The organism is Paraferrimonas sedimenticola (genome assembly GCF_002282855.1).
GTDB lineage: Bacteria > Pseudomonadota > Gammaproteobacteria > Enterobacterales > Shewanellaceae > Paraferrimonas > Paraferrimonas sedimenticola.
This window is the reverse complement of the sequence record NZ_NRIR01000004.1, coordinates 14,650-32,039: the sequence shown is the minus strand read 5'-3', so window position 1 is coordinate 32,039 and position 17,390 is coordinate 14,650. Positions and strand designations below refer to the sequence as shown.

The window sequence follows — 17,390 nt, the reverse complement described above, 5'->3', positions numbered from 1 at the left end:
TCGGCGGGTCATTTGCAAGCATTTAATTCCGGCCTGATTACCAGATTTTCACTCGTTGCTCAGGCGGTAGATACAAAGCATCTTCAGGTTTGACGTCAAACGCTTCATAAAATTCCGGAACATTTCGAACAATTCCGTTGACTCGGTATTGCGCCGGCGAATGCGGGTCGGTATTGATTTGAGTACGCAGAAACTCGTCGCGGTACTTGTTAATCCATACCTGTCCATAACCAATCATCACTCGCTGCTCACCGGTGAAGCCATCCAGAACTGGTGCAGGCTGGTCGCCCAAGCTCATTTTGTAGGCCAACAGACCAATGCTCAGGCCGCCCAGATCGCCAATGTTCTCACCAAGGGTGAATTCACCATTGACGTGCAGGTCGTCGCCTTCAAACGGACGGTAACCGTTGTACTGGTCAACAAGCACTGCAGTGCGCTTTTTAAACTCTTCGCGGTCTTGGTCGGTCCACCAGTTGCGCAGTACACCATCGCCGTCGAAGGTTGAGCCTGAGTCGTCAAAGCCGTGGCCAATTTCGTGGCCAATCACCGCGCCAATACCACCATAGTTAACCGCGTCATCCGCATTCAAATCGAAAAACGGCGGTTGCAAAATTGCCGCTGGGAATACGATTTCGTTCAGCGGTGGGCTGTAGTAAGCGTTTACGGTTTGCGGAGTCATGCCCCATTCGGTGCGATCCACATCCTCATTGCGACGGTCCATCTGGCGTTTGTAATCCGCCAGCTTGGCGGCGTGCACGTTGCCCACAAGGTCGTCTTTGCTGATGCTTACCGCAGAGTAGTCACGCCACACATCTGGATAACCAATCTTTGGAGTGAACTTAGACAGCTTGTCTAGTGCTTGTGCGCGAGTTTCCTCGCCCATCCACTCCAGCTCTTTAATTGAGACTTCATAGGCTTTAATTAGGTTGTCGACCAGCTCTTGCATGCGAGCTTTGGCTTGCGGCGGGAAGTGGCGCTTGATGTACACCTTGCCCACGACTTCGCCCAAATTCGCGTTGACCAAGTCAACGCCACGGCGCCACTGAGGCTTCATGGTTTCGGTGCCGCGAAGTTGTTTGCCATAAAAGGCAAATTGCTGCTCATCGATGGCCTTGGTCAACAAGCTTGCGTGAGCGCTTAGATACTTCCACTTGAGGTAGGCGTGCCAGGTACTCATTGGGGTTTCGGTGATGATGGTGTCTAGCGCTTTGCTGTAGTCCACCTGAGGTACCACTAAGAAGCTCAAGTCAGCGGCACCGGCTTCACTCAGATAGGCATTCCAATCAAAGTTGGGCATCAGCTCAGGCAGCTGCTCGATGTCGAAGCGGTTATAAATCGCCACCATGTTACGCGCTTGCTCTTTGAGCATGTGCTCCGAGGCGATGCGAGTTTCTAGCGCCATAATTGTCTCGGCCTTAGCCGCTGCATCGTCGATTTTAGCCAGCTCAAGCATGGCTTGAATATGGGCTAGATATTGCTTGCGCAGCTCAACCGATTTTTCGTCTTCTTCAAAGTAGTACTCACGATCTGGCAAGCCCAAGCCTCCTTGCCATGTGTAGGTCATGTACTTGGTGGGATCTTTAAAGTCAGCGTATTGGCCCAACACCATAGGCACGTTAACCCCAATTTTGTTGACCTTGGCGAAGTAGCTCGCTAGCTGTTGTTGATTTTCAAGCGCGTCGATTTCATCGAAACCAGCTTTGAGTGGAGTTAGTCCGGCTTGTTCGCGAGCCTCTGCATTTATATAGGAGGCGAATAAGTCCCCCACTTTTTGCTCGTCGCTGCCTGGTGCAGGGTTACTAGAAGCGGACTCCTCGATGATCTTGCGGACATTCTCTTCAGCGGCATCTGCAAGAATGCCAAAGGCCCCGTAACGGCCTTTGTCACCGGGAATTTCAGTGCGGTCGATCCATTTTCCGTTGACGTAACGGTTGAAGTCTTCACCTGGTCGAACTGAGGTGTCCATGTTTTCCAGGTAGATTCCGGATTTAATTTCTGCAGCAGCTGGCGCCGTTGCTTGCGTGTTTGGAGCTTGGGTTTGGCTACAGGCAGCCAAACTCAAACCTGCAACAGCCAGCATAACCTTGGCTTTTGTAATGCTCATCATGCAATAGTCCCTTGGTCGTTCTTGTCGGAATATTAGGTGCGGTTGAATTGCGCAAAATTTATTCGCAAACAATAACCTAGTAGACAAGTGGGGCAGGGCGCAACGGCAAACGCACAAATGTTACAAATTAGCCCAACACAGAGTGTGGGCTAATTTGGAATGATGAAAGGCTTATTGAGGACAGTTAACTTCAGTCACGCTGTTGATGGTCACAGGCGTTACCGGCACGTTGCGATAGCCGCAAACCGCATAAGTGCTGCGGGTGTTAAGCATATCAACGACTTCAATGCCTTGGACGATTTGACCAAATACTGCGTAACCCCAGTTATCACCGCTGACGTAATCCAACATGGGATTATCGACCGTGTTGAAATAGAACTGGCTGGTGGCTGAGTGTGGATCTGAGGTACGTGCCATGGCGATAGTACCGCGCTCGTTTTTCAGACCGTTGTTGGCTTCGTTTTCAATAGGCGCTTCGGTGTCTTTGAGTTTCAAACCTGAAACCAAACCGCCACCTTGAACCACAAAGTCTTTCTCGATGCGGTGAATGAGCGTGCCCTCGTAAAAGCCGCTGTTGGCGTATTGAGCAAAATTGGTGGTCGTGATAGGCGCATTGGTTTGATCCAGTGCGACTGTGATATCACCTTCGCTGGTGGCAATGGTGAAACAGACATCCTGGCTGAACTCGTTTTTAGATAGCTCGGGGTTACTCAATGAGTCAAAGTAGGCCCCTGCATCTGGATTGGGAATGGATGTTAGCGAGGGTTGCATGCTTTGTGGTGCATAATCACAAACACTTGGATCTGGGGTGTCGGACTTGTCCGAGCCACAACCTGCCAAGCTGGCTACAGCCAGCGCGATGACGATTTTTTTCATTGTTATTGTCCTTGGAATACTGCCAAAATTTCCGCGGACCAGACTATCACAGCACAAACTTTGCTCAAGTTTGAAAGGCGTGGCGAGTTACAGATAGTCCACCGGCAGCGCTGTGGTGTATTTGATTTGCTCCATGGCAAAGCTTGAGCTGATGTCTGAAAAGTCGGCTTGCTGAATCAATTTTTTGTAGAAAGCGTCGTAGGCTTTCATGTCTGGCACCATTACTTTAAGCAGATAATCCACAGTACCGCTGAGTCGATAAAATTCGATAACTTCGTCCATATCTGCAGCAAATTGTGAGAACTTCGCCAGCCAGTCGGGATTGTGTTGATTGGTTCTCACCGTCACAAATACACACAAACCGGCATTAAGCTTCTGTGCATCGGCGAGCGCGACTCGCTTGGTCAACACGCCGTTGGATTCCAAGGTTTGGATTCTGCGCCAACAGGGCGTACTTGAAAGCCCTACTTTTTCGGCTAACTCATTGATAGATAGGCTTGAGTCCTGTTGTAACAACTTAAGGATCTGCTTGTCGTACTTATCTATTTTCATATATCTGGATTGATTGGAAAGATTTTTTCTATTTTTAACCTATATGAGAAATATATTCTAGTTACGGCGCGAAATAGCGAATACTTAGCAAACCTATCCCTGTTAATCGCTGGCACAATTTATTCATATCTCGAATAAAACTTAACAAAAACAAGGAAGCCAGCATGTCTCTAGCCCCTGACTTATCCAATCGCTCATTTGTGGAAAGCCGCGGCCGTATTTTCGACGATATTACTCAAACTGTGGGTTGCACTCCGCTTGTGCGTTTGAGTCGTTTTAAAGATCACTATGATCTGCATGCTAATGTCCTTGCCAAAGTCGAGTCGTTCAATCCGGCGGGTTCTATTAAAGACCGCCCGGCGATGGCGATGATCGAAGCCATGATTGAAGATGGCCGCATAGGCCCTGACAGCGAAATCATCGAAGCCACCTCGGGTAACAATGGCGTCGCTTGTGCATGGATCTGTGCCATGAAGAAGATCCCACTGACAATCGTCATTCCAGAGCACATGTCGATTGAGCGGCGCAAGCTGATTCAACTTTATGGCGCAAAGTTAGAGCTAACCCCTAAAGCTCTAGGCACCAAAGGTGCGATTGACCGTGCTAAACAGATGATTTCTGAGCGTCCTAATGCTGTGATGCTGGATCAATTTGCCAACCCGGCTAACCTGCAGATGCACGCCAAAACCACCGCCGAAGAAATTTGGGCGGATACTCAAGGTAAGGTGGATGTGCTGATTGCTGGAGTAGGCACCGGCGGTACGGTTTCTGGGATTGCCGAAGCGCTGAAAGCTCGCAAGCCTGATATCAAAGTGATTGCGGTAGAGCCTGCCTCCTGTCCGGTACTGTCAGAAGGCCGCTCAGGCGTTCACAAACTACAAGGGCTGTCATCAGGCCACGTGCCTGACATTCTGCGCTTAGACTTGATTGATGAAATCATGACGGTTGAAAACGAAGCGGCTATTGAGCACGCGCGTGAAATCGCTCAGCTAGAAGGCCTGCCGGTAGGTATTAGTTCAGGTGCTGCGCTTAATGCGTGCCGTCGCGTGGCTGCCCGTTTGGACCTCAAAGGCAAAAACGTGGTGACTATTTTGGCGGACAATGCCGAGCGTTACATCAGCACCGAGCTATTCGACCTGGATTAATGCATGCCAATGCTCAGCAGCGCGCCTTTGGTGGCGCTGCTGTAGCCCAAGCCCAGAACTAGTCCAAACGGAAACGCGTAGCGCACGCCTGCCTCTGCGCCCCAGCGATTATTAGTTCGCTCGTCCCAAATAGGGTCTTGCCCCTCAATCATTGGCTGAACTTCTGCCATGTTGCGATTGACGTTCTGAAAGTACACAGCGCCGCCATACAGGCTGAAACTGTCGCTTAGCGAGTAGCTCAAGCCGAAGCGGGTTTGGCGGTTGTACTCTTCATGAGGTAAGTCGTTGACTTCAAATTTGCGCCGTTTGCTTTGCGCATAACCCAAGTAGTAACCCCAATTGGCGTAGTCCCAATCGTAGTGATGAGGTGCAATCGTTATCCCGTACATTGGGGTATCCGCGTGCACATAATCTGCCATCAAGGCGACAAATTGCGGGCGTTCAGGTTGGGCCTGAACCGGCTGAATGTTGGCTTGGACTGAGGCGCTGGCGACTAGGGTCAAGCCGGCGCAAAGTAGGGCTACTTGTTTCACAAATTTTTCCGACTTGAGTGATGGCAAATCTATCGACAGCGATAGGGATGGTCGATTATTCGTGATCTGCTAATTCTCAGGCAAGCACTATCCGCAAATAGCTGAGCTAGCTCAAATCGAAGTGAAAATCCGGTTATCAGAGTGATCCATGCGAGTTGCAAACTGGGCAAAACTGGTCGAATCAGTAACAAAAACCCTGATCGAGATCATTTAAGTGCTATCTGCCCTCGGCTGGCACACAATCCGCGCCGCGAAGCTTGCTAGAATGCGCTGTTTGTCAGTTTCCCAACAGTTGTTAAGGGGTTTTTAATGGCGCAGATTCAAATTAATGGCCAGCAGTGTTCAATCGAGCCAGGACAGTCGATTCTGGCGGTGGCTAAGCGACATAATGTCGAGTTGCCACACTTGTGTGAACACCAGTTAGACCAGCTCGAACACGCCAATCCCCACGTTTGCCAGCTCACCCAAGTCGACCTGACTCATCAGGGCGAAACCAAGTCGGTATTGGCCTGCCGAACCTTAGCCGAGGACGGAATGGTCGTGAACAGCCAAACCACGGCTTTGCAGGCACAACGCAAACAAATTCTGGAGCAGGTGCTCAGTGACCATTTCGCCGACTGTGAGGCGCCATGTCAAAGCGCCTGTCCCGCTGGGGTCGACGTGCAATCTTATCTGCACCACATCGCTCGTGGCGATCACCAACAGGCGGTCAAAGTCATCAAGCAAACTCTGCCAATGCCACTGTCGATTGGTCGAGTATGTCCGGCATTTTGTGAAGCCGAATGTCGCCGTGGCGCAGTGGACGAGCCGGTGGCTATTCGCCAACTCAAACGCCACGCCGCCGATATCGACTTAAACGCCCTTGAGGCTTATGTGCCACCGAAAGCACCAGACAATGGCCGTTCTGTGATGATTGTCGGTTCGGGCCCCGCCGGATTGACAGCCGGTTATTACCTGTCGAACCAAGGCTATCGCGTCGACATTATTGAGTCTATGCCGAAAGCCGGTGGCTGGCTGCGCTATGGTATTCCTGAGTATCGTCTGCCTAAGGACATCCTCGACAAAGAGATCGAGTTGATGTGTCGCAACGGCATGAAAATTCATACCAATACTCGCGTGGGCCAAGAGCGCAACCTCAACGAATTAGTCGAAGAATACGATGCGGTGTGCTTAGCCGTAGGTGCCCAAAAAGCGGTACCGCTTGATTACCCGGGCAGCGATCTGGCCGGTTGCTACTTAGGAGTCGACTATCTGCGCGACCGCGCTCAGCAGTCAAAACTCTCGGTTGGCCGTAAAGTGGCGGTCATCGGTGGCGGTAACACGGCTATCGACTGTGCTCGTACTGCGGTGCGTGAAGGCGCTGAGGTCACCTTGATCTATCGCCGCGATAAGGCCTCGATGCCAGCCGAACCCTACGAAATTGAAGAAGCGGAGCAAGAAGGAGTGAATTTCCACTTCCTGACCAACCCGCTGAAAAACCAAGCTGACGCCAACGGTCGAGTATCTCAGGTGACCTTTGAGGTGATGGCGCTCGGGGAACCGGACGCCTCGGGTCGTCGCTCGCCAAAAGCGACTGGCGAAGAGTTTACTCAAGAATTCGATACCGTGATTGCGGCGGTATCCCAGCAAACGGACCTAGATTTTCTGTACCAGCCAGGTCACCACCTGACTCAAGGCGAGTTGTCACTAAGCCGTTGGCAAACCTTCATTGGCTGCGAGCAGACCATGTCATCGGGCGTCGAAAAGCTGTTTGTAATTGGTGACTCTCGTCGCGGCCCTTCCACCGCGGTAGAAGCTGTGGCTGATGGGCGCGTGGCGGCGGATGCAATTGACCGCTATCTGACTCAGGGGTTGAGCTGCGAGCTGTATCGCCGTCCATACAACAGTCGCAAAGCCCGTAAGTTAAAAGACTTGAGCACTGAAATTTACGCCGGTACTGCTGTTGAGTCGCGCATCAAGATGCCGCACCTAGAACTTGGTCAACGTTTGGCCAGCTTTAACGAAGTGGAGCTGGGCTTTAGTGACGACACCGCGATGGCCGAGGCTAAACGCTGTCTTGAGTGCGCCTGCCAAGTCAACCGCGAGTGTTCGCTGCGCGACTATGCTACTTCGCACCAAGTGGACTGGCAGACCCTAGAGGTACAAGAGGCCCGTCAGCACGTCAAAGACGACAGCGCGCCATTTATCGAGTTCGATGCCAACCGTTGCATCAGTTGTGGCGCTTGTGTGCAGGCTTGTCATGGCCAAGCCGGGCACCAAGCCATCAGCTTTGAAGCTGGTAGTTTCAACGCCGATCCCGATGGCGGCCAACGCTTTGCACCAAGAGCGGGTTTCTCGGCCAGCATGGCGGATTCTGACTGTGTGCAGTGCGGTACCTGTGTTCAGGTGTGTCCGACCGGCGCTTTAGTTGCCTCACGGCACAAACGCCAAGGCCTGACACCGACACCAAACAAGGCCGAAACCGTCTGCAGCTACTGTGGTGTGGGTTGTCGCATCGAATTGGAAGTTGACCAGCACACCAATCAAATCATTCAGGTGCACGGCGTTGAAGATAAAGGCGTCAATGGTCATAGCCTGTGTGTCAAAGGACGCTACGGTTTTGATTTTGTCGGCAGTGACCAGCGTTTAACCCACCCGCTGATACGTAAGGACGGCGAGTTGGTGCCCGTGTCTTGGGGTGAGGCCATTAATGCCGCAAGCCAAGGTTTGGCCGATCTCAAAGCCAAACACGGCGGTCGCGCTTTGGCGGCGTTTGCCTCAGCAAAAGCCACCAATGAAGACAATTATCTGATTCAAAAGCTAGTGCGCAGCGTTTTGGGCAGCAACAACATCGACCATTGTGCGCGCTTGTGCCATGCCAGCACAGTCTCTGGCTTGTACGACAGTCTGGGCAGTGGCGCGATGACCAATGACATTGCCGACATAGTGAATGCCGATTTGGTATTTGTGATTGGCTCAGACACTACGGTGGCGCATCCAATTATTGCCGCCAAGATCCGCGAGGCAGTGCGCCGTCACAACACTCGCCTAGTGGTTGCCGATCCGAAAAACGTCGACATTATGTTGGATGCTCACTTGAGCCTGCGTCACGCGCCAGGCTCAGATGTATTGTTACTCAATGGCCTGATGCAGGAGTTGATCAAGCGCAATGCGCTGGATCAGGACTATCTGGATAGTAAGGCCGAAGGCTTGCAAGCGACCTTGGCGGAGCTCACCAGTGACGCCTATTCACTGGATGTGGTGGCCAAAGACACGGGTTTGAGCCTTGAGCAACTTACCGCCTTGGCCGATGAGTTTGAGCGCTCAGAGCGAGTCATGCTGGTGTACGCCATGGGAATAACCCAGCACACCACAGGTCACGACAATGTATTGAGTCTGGCGAATCTGGCTATCTTAACCGGAAATATCGGCCGCTCTGGCAGTGGCATTTTGCCACTGCGCGGTCAGTCTAACGTGCAAGGTGCATGCGATGTGGGTGGCTTGCCTGACTATTACCCCGGTTATCAGAAGGTCAATAATCCAGACATTAAAGCTAAGTTTGAGGCCCTGTGGGACTGTCAGCTAGACGATAAGCCAGGGCTTACCGTGACCGAAGTCATTCCAGCCTTGGCCAAGGGCGAGGTGAAAGGCCTGTACGTCATGGGCGAGAATCCTGTGCTGTCAGACCCCGACCAAGCGCACGTTATCGAAGCGCTGCAAAAGGCTGAGCTGCTGATTGTGCAGGACATCTTCCTCACCGAAACCGCGCAAATGGCGGATATCGTGCTGCCGGCCTATGCCTTTGCTGAGAAATGCGGCCATGTGACTAATACTGAGCGCAGAGTACAGCCACTATCCGCCGCCGTTAAAGCGCCGGGTAGTGCTTTACCGGATTGGCAGATCGTACAATTGATTGCCAATGGTTTGGGCGCTGATTGGCGCTACGCCGACGAGCGCCAAATCTGGTCTGAGATCAATCAAGTAACGCCAAGCTACCGCGGTATTGAATGGCAGCGTCTACGCGAGGGGGGTGATAGTCAGAAAGGCATTCAGTGGCCTTGTCCAGACGCGCAGCACCCCGGCACTCCGATATTGCATGTGGGCGGGGTTGTGCGCGGGAAAGCCAAGCTCCACCCAGTGAATTACCGTTTGCCGGCCGAGCTGCCTTGTGAGGAGTACCCGCTGGTCTTATCGACTCACAGACAGTTGCAGCAGTTCCACACAGGTACCATGACGCGCAAGACAGAAGGGTTAGATCAGTTGGCGCAGGCGCAAGTGATGGTATCGGTACAAGACGCTGAGCGTTTGGGCCTTAAAAACAGTCAGTCGGTTCGTCTGGTGAGTCGTCGCGGCGCTATCGAGACCAAGGCGTTTGTGACCAAGCGGGCTCAGCCTGGGGTGGTGTTTGTACCATTTCACTTCGTTGAGGCTGCGGCAAATGCGCTGACCCATGCAGAAGTGGACCCCGTGGCTAAGATCCCTGAGTTCAAAGTGAGCTCGGTGCGAATCGAACCTTTGTAAGCGAATTGACCAGTTTCGGTTAGCGGAGAGTTAGCGGCTAAAAATCGAAGAAAATTCTTTCAAATCCCTGCACCATTGGCTTTTGCCAGTGATAGCAGGGGCTTAGCCACTTTATTTATCTAGGATTGATTAAAAAGAGTTCGATTGGAGCGATTCGACAAAAATTCGCGAAAAAAAGCGTTGACCTTGTCATGTCGAATTAGCATAATACGCCCCGCTCCCAACGAGGAGCAGACAGAAATGTCGACGGCTATGTAGCTCAGCTGGTTAGAGCACAGCACTCATAATGCTGGGGTCGCAGGTTCAAGTCCCGCCATAGCCACCATCTCGTTTAGATGTAAAATAAACAACAGTGCGGGAGTGGCGGAATTGGTAGACGCACCAGATTTAGGTTCTGGCGCCGCAAGGTGTGAGAGTTCAAGTCTCTCCTCCCGCACCACTTTTTTGGGGTATCGCCAAGCGGTAAGGCACCGGGTTTTGATCTCGGCATTCATAGGTTCAAATCCTATTACCCCAGCCAAATTTGATGCTTAGGCATCGGTTAATGCGAAAGCGTTAACATGTGAGCGGGCAAGAAACCCCAATGCTCAAAACGAACAACTGGGGTATCGCCAAGCGGTAAGGCACCGGGTTTTGATCTCGGCATTCATAGGTTCAAATCCTATTACCCCAGCCATTTCAAATGGCTATGTAGCTCAGCTGGTTAGAGCACAGCACTCATAATGCTGGGGTCGCAGGTTCAAGTCCCGCCATAGCCACCATCTATGCTAGGATGTAAAACAGAGCAGTGCGGGAGTGGCGGAATTGGTAGACGCACCAGATTTAGGTTCTGGCGCCGCAAGGTGTGAGAGTTCAAGTCTCTCCTCCCGCACCATTTACTTGGGGTATCGCCAAGCGGTAAGGCACCGGGTTTTGATCTCGGCATTCATAGGTTCAAATCCTATTACCCCAGCCACAAGTTAAGAAAACCACCCTTCTGGGTGGTTTTTTTATGCCTGCACGCAACCCCATGACTTTTTCCATTTCTGCTAGAGTCAGGGGTTCATTCACCAAATTTGGTATCCCTGTGCATATTCGACTCCCTCAGACTCATGAGCTGGACACCATCAACGCCATCATACTGGCGGCGAAATCTCATTGGGGTTACCCCAAGGCCTGGATAGCCCAGTGGATGCCAGAGCTCGAAGTGACTGCGCAGCGGCTTGAACAGCAGCGCTTGTGGGTCGCATCGAGACAAAATGAGCTGGTTGGTGTGGTTGCTTTGACCGAGGTCGATGAGTTGGGGCAGATCGAGTTATGCGATTGTTGGGTGGAGCCAAACCACATGCGCCAGGGCATAGGCGCAGCGCTGCTGAGGTTTGCTTGCGAGCAGGCGACAAAAATGACGGCAACTCGTTTGGTACTGGCGGCTGATCCTAACGCAGAAGACTTTTATCTGCGCATGGGCGCTGTCAAAGTAGGGGAACGGGCGTCACTACCACAGGGGCGCAAATTGCCCCTGATGGCGATAGAGCTTGAAGCTTAAGCCGCTTTTGCAGGCTCACGCCATTGCTCGACAAACGCTTCGAAGTCGCTCCACTTAGGTAGAGGACGATTGGCGCAGGCCAACAATTGAGCAATGGCGTAGCCAAATTGTTCAAACGCTTTGGCGTTGTCCAGCGGGCGAGGGTAGTCGACACAGTTAATCCGACATCCCAGCAGGTAGTTGGTCAGCAACTCGACGCGATTGTAGCCATGGTTGAGGTCAAAACCGGCTAGTTGAGCCAAGTTCCACTGGTCGTATTCGTGGCGTAGCTTGCGATAATCTTTAGTGGTGGATGGACATGCGCTCGCTAAAATCTCTTCGTTGACCATCAACTTGGCGGCGGCAAACTTCTTTTGCTGCTGCATATCGTACAGGTACCAGTAGTGGTGCATGATGAATCGAAACAAAGGCGGTACGTCAACGCGGTTGAGCACCTCTAGATTGGCCAGACATTCTCTTAGCTCTTCGTTGGCGACCGCCACCATCAAGGCTTCTTCGCTGGGGAAGTGATTGTAAATCGTGCCACGGGATATGCCGCTGGCTTCCACTAAATCACAGCGGTGAATGTTGAAGCTGGATTGCCCGCGCAGCAGGCCTCTGGCGGTTTTTGCAAGGTATATTTCGCGTTGCTGTCGAGTTGCCATGATAGTCTGTCACCCTCAATGCTAGTTAGCTCACAAATACAGAGTACCAAGCTTATTGCCTACTCAGAATTGAGTAATAATGATGAGGTTATTAGTTAAGGCAATAGCTATGCTAAAACTCGAACTTCTCCAAAGCTTCATCGCGGTATGCGAAACAGGTAATGTTTCAAAGGCTGCTGAACAAGTTTGCCGCAGCCAGTCGGCAATCAGTTTACAAATCAAAAAGCTCGAAGCCAGCGTAGGTCAAACTCTGCTGGAGCGAAACCACGCGGGTGTTACTGTGACGCCTGCGGGCAGTACTTTGCTGGAATACGCATACAAGTTGGTTCAACTTAATCAAGATGCGCTAGATGACCTAAACGGTGCGCCAGAGTCCACTCGTATTCGTTTAGGGGTGCCCACCGACTACGTGAATCACTACTTAGATTCTTGCTTACTCGAGTTTATTCGCGAGTTCACCGACATCGATTTGGTGCTTGAAACCGACGTTAGCGGTAATTTGCTCAAAAAGATCGACAACGGCGATCTGGACGTGGCGGTAGCGACTCATTGGCGCGAGCCTGACAACGGCGAGTTGCTATTTACGCGCCGCTTTCAATGGGTCTCGGCCAAAAACAGCAAGGTGCTACAGCTCGAGCATTTGCCCGTGGTGCTGTACCCTGAAAACTGTCCAATTCGCGTGCAAGTGTTTGCCAATCAGTCGTTGGCGCACAAGCCGTTACGAGTCTTGATGTCGTCACCCTCGCCACAGGCGCTGTGCATGGCGGTGGAAAATGACCTGGCCGTGGCGCCCATTGCTGAGTTTCGCATCAATGACAAAATGCAGGTATTAGATGCAAATGAGCACGGCTTGCCTGAGTTGCCTGAGTTTAACGAGTCGATTTACGTTAATCCGGCGAGTCAGTGTCACGCCCAAGAGCAACTGATTCACCTGCTCATGTCGAGCAAGCAGTCTCTATGTCACTGACAATTGGTTGAGCAATAGGCATGAAAAATCCGGCGTTAATAGCCGGATTTTTTGTACTTGCAGGATGTGCTCTGGAAAAGCGCATCCCTGCGCTCTTTTGGGCTGACTACTTCTTAAATTTGGGGTAGTCGAAGGTGTGGCAATCGCTACACAATGGCTCTTTGCTGGTGTGCTCGCCATGACATTCAACACAAGGCACGTCTTTGCCGTAGTGTAGGTTGTCGTGCGGGTTTTGCAGCTTTTCGTCGCCTTGGCGCTCTGTCTTGGCGGCCAGCTTGTCTACCTTGTGGCACTTAACACAGGCGTCGTCAGCAGGATAGCTCGTAGGTGCTTTAACCCCGTGGCAGGTTTTACAGTTTTGCTTGTCGTACATCTTTTGGTGGTAAGTACGACCATCCACCTGGCCTTGGTCGACCAAGGTATCGCCGGCGTATGCTGCCCCTGCGCTCAAGGCAAAGGATAAAAGAGCCGCCAAAGTGATTTGCGTTTTCATCAGTTGTTCTCCCGAATTCGATTAAGCCAGAATGGTGCGTGCAGCTGTCATACCCATCACCATGCACTCAGGGATAGAGCAGCTACCTAAGCGACTCACACCATGGGTACCACCTGTCACTTCGCCTGCCGCAAATAGCTTGCTAATCGGCTTGCCAGTCATGCTGTTGAGCACCTCGGCTCTTGGGTTGATTTGCACGCCGCCTTGGCAGTAGTGCACTTTTGGCCACAAGCGAACCACGGTGAATGGGGCTTCTAGATACTTGCCCTTGGCCTTGGCCATGTTTTTGCCAAACTGCTTATCGACCCCGGTTTTCACGTAACCGTTGTACTCTTCAATTTGTTGCTTAAGTGGCGCAAGTGGCACACCAAAGTGCTCAGCTAATGCTTCAACGCTGTCAAACTTCCAGCCAACGCCGTACTTGAGTACTTTCTTGGCGGTCGGGTGTTGCTTGGATTGCTTGTAGCTGGTGATCATCAGTGGTGGGTTGGGATTGCCTTGCTCGTCGCGGCGCTCAAGTTGAGCATCGGCACGAGTCTTACGGTCGGCAATCTCATCCATAAAGCGCAAACCGGTACGACGGTCCACCGCAATCGAGTGAGGGAAGTTGTAAATCGAGTAGTTAGACACGTAACCAAAGCCACCTTCATCCGGTGACGCCCACGGGCCAGATTGAATGTGAGCCATGTGCACAGGAACTGCGCCGACGCGGAACATTTCTAGCATCGCCTCACCGGTAGCACCCTTGGCATTGGTGCAACCCACTTCAGAGGTCAAAGTTGGGTCTTGAGCCATACGCAAGTTGATGTTCTGGGCAAAGCCGCCAGTGGCAACAATCACACCTTTGCCAACTTTGATGTGCTCCAAATTGCCGCCATCTTCCTTGCCAAAGTAGTAACCGCGGCGAACTTTGATACCTTCAACGCCGCCTTGCTCATCCAGCAAGAAGCCTTCGAACTTAGTGCGGTTAGACAGGGTAACGCCCAACTTCTTACACTCTTTCAACAGAGGCTGAGTGATGCCACCACCACAGCTAACCGTGGTTTGGTAAGTACGAGGCACAGAGTGGCCGCCGAGCTGTTGCAAGTACGGGTGGTACTCAGCACCAGCGTCTAAAGTCATTTGCAGCGCTTCCATGGCATGCTCAGCCACGTGACGCAGAATCTTCTCATCGGCAATACCGCGACCGGCTTTGAGCTGGTCTGCCACCATGGTGTCTGGCGAGTCTTTGCGGCCTTCTTTGGCTTGCAGCGGAGTATTAGGCGCGGCGAACAAGCCGCCGTTGATGGCAGAGTTGCCGCCATACACGGCCATTTTTTCAAAGATTTCGATGTTGTTACCGCCCAAGCGCTTGGCTTCAATAGCGGCGGCCAGACCGGCAAAGCCAGAGCCAATGATGGCGATATCGACTTGCTTGTCCCATTTAATGCCTTTAGCTGGCTCGGATAGTGCTAAGGCCGGTGTTGCTACGGCAGCGGACGCAGCCGCCATGCCTTTGATAAAGTTTCGGCGTCCCATTAACTTGCTGTGTGTCATGATTTCAGCCCTGTTTAGTGAATTAACAGGGGTCATACTAGGGATGGAATTGATTCCAAACTGAGAAGCGCTAGAAAGCTTGTGGCGAATAGGTGGAACAATGTGTCGAACTTTTAGGTACGCCATTGTTTAGAATTGGAACGATTTCCAAAGTGCTGCAGCAATCGCTAATTCAGGATTAACCACGCAATTCACAAGGGGATTCACACATACGCAAGCGGATGATGACTCTAACATGGCAGCATTCATCCATGTCAGAGTTTTGTCTCATGCGCGTTTTATTGAACACCATCTCTATTGTTTTGTTTGGCTTTGTATTGGCGGCATGCCAATCGGATAGTGCCGACAAGCAGGCTGCCAATTGGGCGCAAACTGGCGATGTCATTTGGCATGATTTAGCGACACCAAATATGGCTAAGACTCAAGCGTTTTACGCCAAGCTGTTTGGCTGGCAGTTTGAAGAAGAAATGAAGGGCTACGCGATCATCAAAGCCAATGGACGCGAGATTGGCGGTATCGAAGAGCTCGGCAAAGTAGGCGCACGCTCTTATTGGTTGCCAACCCTTGCCGTAGACGATGTTGACGAAATCGCTGAGCTTGCTGAACGCCAAGGTGGCTCGCAAATCATGGCGCCAGTGGACATTCCTCATCGCGGTCGAGTGGCGATTTTGGCGGATCCAGAACTGGCAGCGTTTGCCATTGGCGAAGCTCAGCCTTACATGCGCGATAAATCTGAGCAGGACAATGTTCACGCTTGGCAAAGTATGATCTGGAGCGACAACGTAGTCGCTACCCTAGATTTCCTGCAAGACTTATTGGCTTACCAAATCGAATTACAGCAGCCGGATTCGGCAGCGGTGAGCTTGCATCACGGCACTCAAACGCAACTCGAGGTCGAAGAGACTAGTAACCTTTACCTGGCAGATAATTGGGCAGTGTTCATTCAAGTGGAAGACGTGCAGACAACTCGTCGTATGGCGCTACAGTTGGGTGCAGAAGAGCTAAAGTGGGAGCGTGCTGATAACCATCAAGTGCTTCTGAGAGACGTTACTGGCTCTTTGTTTGTGATTCACTCTTATCCTGCGACGAGCGAGCAATCCGCCAAGCCAAACGACCCTGTTGCACAGCGAATTTCGGTAGACCAAGCAGCGCACGGCACTGCAAGCGAAACACAGGTATTGCGCTAACCCAGGCGTTTAACCAAAGCGATACCGTCATTTCCGAAATAATGGTCGCGTAAGCCGCTCCTAGCACTCCATACTTGGGGATCAGCCATAAGTTCAGTCCCAAATTCATCACAGCTGCAATTAAGGTTTTAGCCAGACAGAATTTGTATAGCCCATGAACCACCAATACTCGGTAGCTAGCCGCGCCAATCGCGGCAAAAATCGAACCGAACACATAGACCTGTAAAATCTGCGCCGATACGGCAAACTGCTCGCCAAAGATGATAGCGATAATCCAGTCGCTCAGCAGATACACCATTAATCCCACCGCGATTGCCACACCCCATACCATGCTGAAAAGGTGTTTAATGGTGTCGTGGTGCTCCATCGATTGCTTACTTTGGGACACCTTTTTCATCAGGGTCAAGGTAATGGCCCCAGGAATAAACAGCCAACCAATCGAAATGTGCAACGCCGCTGCGTATAGTCCAACCGCCTGATCCCCAAGCAGTTGGCCAAGCATCACTCTATCCATCGCTGTGTACAAAATGATGGACAGGGCAGAGAAGGCCAAATAGCCACCTCGGCTTAGCAGTACTCGCACCAAACGCCAGCGCAAATAGCGCATTTTAGGGAAGGGCATAGGGGCGACTTTGGGGTACTTAAACACCCACACCAACAGCGCTTGGAGCAAATAGGCCAAACCGAAATAGAGCAGGCCTAGCTTAAGCCACACCGCGGTAATCTTGGCCAGCAGAGTGATAAATGCCGCTTTGAATGCCGCCAGTGAGTTGATTTTAGAACGATGGCCGGCGTCGAAGTACACTTTGAGAATGTCACAGCCGTTGATCAGCACTGAGGCTATCAAGGCCATCGCAAGGTAAGTGTATTCGTCGCTGTAATCGCCAACGGCCAGGTATAGCCATGCGGCTAAGGCCAAACTCGCCGCGCAAATCACCCGCAAATAAAAGGCGGCATTGACTAGAATTTTGGGGTTTCTGCGGGCTACGCAATCGTAGATGATGGTGTCAGAACCCAAGGTGACAAAGGGCAACAGAAAGCTGGCAAGCGCTAGCAAGTAGGCGATAGTGCCGTATTGCTCAGGCCCGAGGTAACGCGCCACAATGGCGTTTGAAATAATCCCGACTGTAAGCCCTAGAATCCTGTCCAAATAGAGCCAGCCGATGTTGATCAGCGCTTTCATCTAATTCCCGTAACGGGCTGATTTAATTATCGTGTTTTACTTCATTCAGTAAAGCTCACAACTGCCATCGACGCCAATCTAACTGAAATTTTATTCAACAAAAAAGCCGGCAATTGCCGGCTCTTTTTCAACGGGATGTCAG

Annotated in this window: 12 protein-coding genes, 7 tRNA genes and 1 pseudogene; 12 read left to right on the top strand and 8 right to left on the bottom strand. The window is 51.7% G+C overall.

What is annotated here, in order from left to right:
* Positions 1-37: 37 nt before the first annotated feature.
* From CLC93_RS08170 to CLC93_RS08160, 3 genes are all read right to left on the bottom strand, one after another.
* On the bottom strand, positions 38-2,107 hold the full coding sequence (locus CLC93_RS08170) for a M13 family metallopeptidase (protein ID WP_211286838.1): 2,070 nt from the start codon (positions 2,105-2,107) through the stop codon (positions 38-40).
* A gap of 171 nt (positions 2,108-2,278) precedes the next feature.
* The gene (locus CLC93_RS08165) at positions 2,279-2,983 is read right to left on the bottom strand and encodes a peptidylprolyl isomerase (RefSeq protein ID WP_095505476.1); all 705 of its coding nucleotides are present in this window, start codon (positions 2,981-2,983) and stop codon (positions 2,279-2,281) included.
* 87 nt (positions 2,984-3,070) lie between these two features.
* Positions 3,071-3,529 carry an Lrp/AsnC family transcriptional regulator gene (locus CLC93_RS08160; RefSeq protein ID WP_095505737.1) on the bottom strand — a complete coding sequence of 153 codons (459 nt, stop codon included), beginning with the start codon at positions 3,527-3,529 and terminating at the stop codon, positions 3,071-3,073.
* A 170-nt stretch (positions 3,530-3,699) separates the two neighbouring features.
* Here CLC93_RS08160 and cysK point away from each other — a divergent pair, with 170 nt between their 5' ends.
* Positions 3,700-4,680, top strand: a complete 981-nt coding sequence (gene cysK, locus CLC93_RS08155; protein ID WP_095505475.1) for a cysteine synthase A — start codon at positions 3,700-3,702, stop codon at positions 4,678-4,680.
* Here the strand turns inward: cysK and CLC93_RS08150 are convergent.
* On the bottom strand, positions 4,677-5,213 hold the full coding sequence (locus tag CLC93_RS08150; protein WP_095505474.1) for a hypothetical protein: 537 nt from the start codon (positions 5,211-5,213) through the stop codon (positions 4,677-4,679). The genes cysK and CLC93_RS08150 overlap by 4 nt on opposite strands.
* Positions 5,214-5,522: 309 nt before the next feature.
* On the opposite strand from CLC93_RS08150, the gene fdhF reads away from it, so the two are divergent.
* From fdhF to CLC93_RS08105, 9 genes are all read left to right on the top strand, one after another.
* Positions 5,523-9,713, top strand: a complete 4,191-nt coding sequence (gene fdhF / locus CLC93_RS08145; protein ID WP_095505473.1) for a formate dehydrogenase subunit alpha — start codon at positions 5,523-5,525, stop codon at positions 9,711-9,713.
* Between the two features lie 248 nt (positions 9,714-9,961).
* Positions 9,962-10,038 (top strand) — tRNA-Met (locus tag CLC93_RS08140).
* A gap of 29 nt (positions 10,039-10,067) precedes the next feature.
* Positions 10,068-10,152: transfer RNA gene (locus CLC93_RS08135), tRNA-Leu, on the top strand.
* Positions 10,153-10,158: 6 nt separating this feature from the next.
* Positions 10,159-10,233, top strand: a tRNA-Gln gene (locus CLC93_RS08130).
* 81 nt (positions 10,234-10,314) lie between these two features.
* Positions 10,315-10,389, top strand: a tRNA-Gln gene (locus CLC93_RS08125).
* Between the two features lie 8 nt (positions 10,390-10,397).
* Positions 10,398-10,474 (top strand) — tRNA-Met (locus CLC93_RS08120).
* Between the two features lie 28 nt (positions 10,475-10,502).
* A tRNA-Leu gene (locus CLC93_RS08115) sits at positions 10,503-10,587 on the top strand.
* Between the two features lie 6 nt (positions 10,588-10,593).
* Positions 10,594-10,668 (top strand) — tRNA-Gln (locus tag CLC93_RS08110).
* Between the two features lie 111 nt (positions 10,669-10,779).
* On the top strand, positions 10,780-11,238 hold the full coding sequence (locus CLC93_RS08105; protein WP_169902901.1) for a GNAT family N-acetyltransferase: 459 nt from the start codon (positions 10,780-10,782) through the stop codon (positions 11,236-11,238).
* Here the strand turns inward: CLC93_RS08105 and CLC93_RS08100 are convergent.
* Positions 11,235-11,882 carry a TetR/AcrR family transcriptional regulator gene (locus CLC93_RS08100; protein WP_095505471.1) on the bottom strand — a complete coding sequence of 216 codons (648 nt, stop codon included), beginning with the start codon at positions 11,880-11,882 and terminating at the stop codon, positions 11,235-11,237. The genes CLC93_RS08105 and CLC93_RS08100 overlap by 4 nt on opposite strands.
* 109 nt (positions 11,883-11,991) lie before the next feature.
* Here CLC93_RS08100 and CLC93_RS08095 point away from each other — a divergent pair, with 109 nt between their 5' ends.
* On the top strand, positions 11,992-12,849 hold the full coding sequence (locus tag CLC93_RS08095; protein ID WP_095505470.1) for a LysR family transcriptional regulator: 858 nt from the start codon (positions 11,992-11,994) through the stop codon (positions 12,847-12,849).
* A gap of 106 nt (positions 12,850-12,955) precedes the next feature.
* Here CLC93_RS08095 and CLC93_RS08090 read toward each other — a convergent pair whose 3' ends face one another.
* Entirely contained in the window at positions 12,956-13,342 is a 387-nt protein-coding gene (locus tag CLC93_RS08090) for a cytochrome c3 family protein (RefSeq protein ID WP_095505469.1), read from the bottom strand.
* 21 nt (positions 13,343-13,363) lie between these two features.
* Positions 13,364-14,878 (bottom strand): acrylate reductase flavoprotein subunit ArdA, encoded by a 1,515-nt coding sequence (gene ardA, locus CLC93_RS08085; RefSeq protein ID WP_095505468.1) that lies wholly within the window; start codon positions 14,876-14,878, stop codon positions 13,364-13,366.
* A 221-nt stretch (positions 14,879-15,099) separates the two neighbouring features.
* Here ardA and CLC93_RS18020 point away from each other — a divergent pair.
* A pseudogene (locus tag CLC93_RS18020) lies at positions 15,100-15,546 on the top strand (VOC family protein); the annotation flags it as partial.
* A gap of 379 nt (positions 15,547-15,925) precedes the next feature.
* On the opposite strand, the gene CLC93_RS08075 reads toward CLC93_RS18020, so the two are convergent.
* On the bottom strand, positions 15,926-17,248 hold the full coding sequence (locus CLC93_RS08075) for a flippase (RefSeq protein ID WP_095505466.1): 1,323 nt from the start codon (positions 17,246-17,248) through the stop codon (positions 15,926-15,928).
* Positions 17,249-17,390 lie beyond the last annotated feature (142 nt).

What these genes read in the sequence shown, in the direction of transcription:
- CLC93_RS08170 (WP_211286838.1), bottom strand. Translation starts at nt 2,107, where the DNA reads ATGATGAGCATTACAAAAGCCAAGGTTATGCTGGCTGTTGCAGGTTTG.
- CLC93_RS08165 (WP_095505476.1), bottom strand. Translation starts at nt 2,983, where the DNA reads ATGAAAAAAATCGTCATCGCGCTGGCTGTAGCCAGCTTGGCAGGTTGT.
- cysK (WP_095505475.1), top strand. Translation starts at nt 3,700, where the DNA reads ATGTCTCTAGCCCCTGACTTATCCAATCGCTCATTTGTGGAAAGCCGC.
- fdhF (WP_095505473.1), top strand. Translation starts at nt 5,523, where the DNA reads ATGGCGCAGATTCAAATTAATGGCCAGCAGTGTTCAATCGAGCCAGGA.
- CLC93_RS08100 (WP_095505471.1), bottom strand. Translation starts at nt 11,882, where the DNA reads ATGGCAACTCGACAGCAACGCGAAATATACCTTGCAAAAACCGCCAGA.
- CLC93_RS08095 (WP_095505470.1), top strand. Translation starts at nt 11,992, where the DNA reads ATGCTAAAACTCGAACTTCTCCAAAGCTTCATCGCGGTATGCGAAACA.
- CLC93_RS08090 (WP_095505469.1), bottom strand. Translation starts at nt 13,342, where the DNA reads ATGAAAACGCAAATCACTTTGGCGGCTCTTTTATCCTTTGCCTTGAGC.
- ardA (WP_095505468.1), bottom strand. Translation starts at nt 14,878, where the DNA reads ATGACACACAGCAAGTTAATGGGACGCCGAAACTTTATCAAAGGCATG.
- CLC93_RS08075 (WP_095505466.1), bottom strand. Translation starts at nt 17,248, where the DNA reads ATGAAAGCGCTGATCAACATCGGCTGGCTCTATTTGGACAGGATTCTA.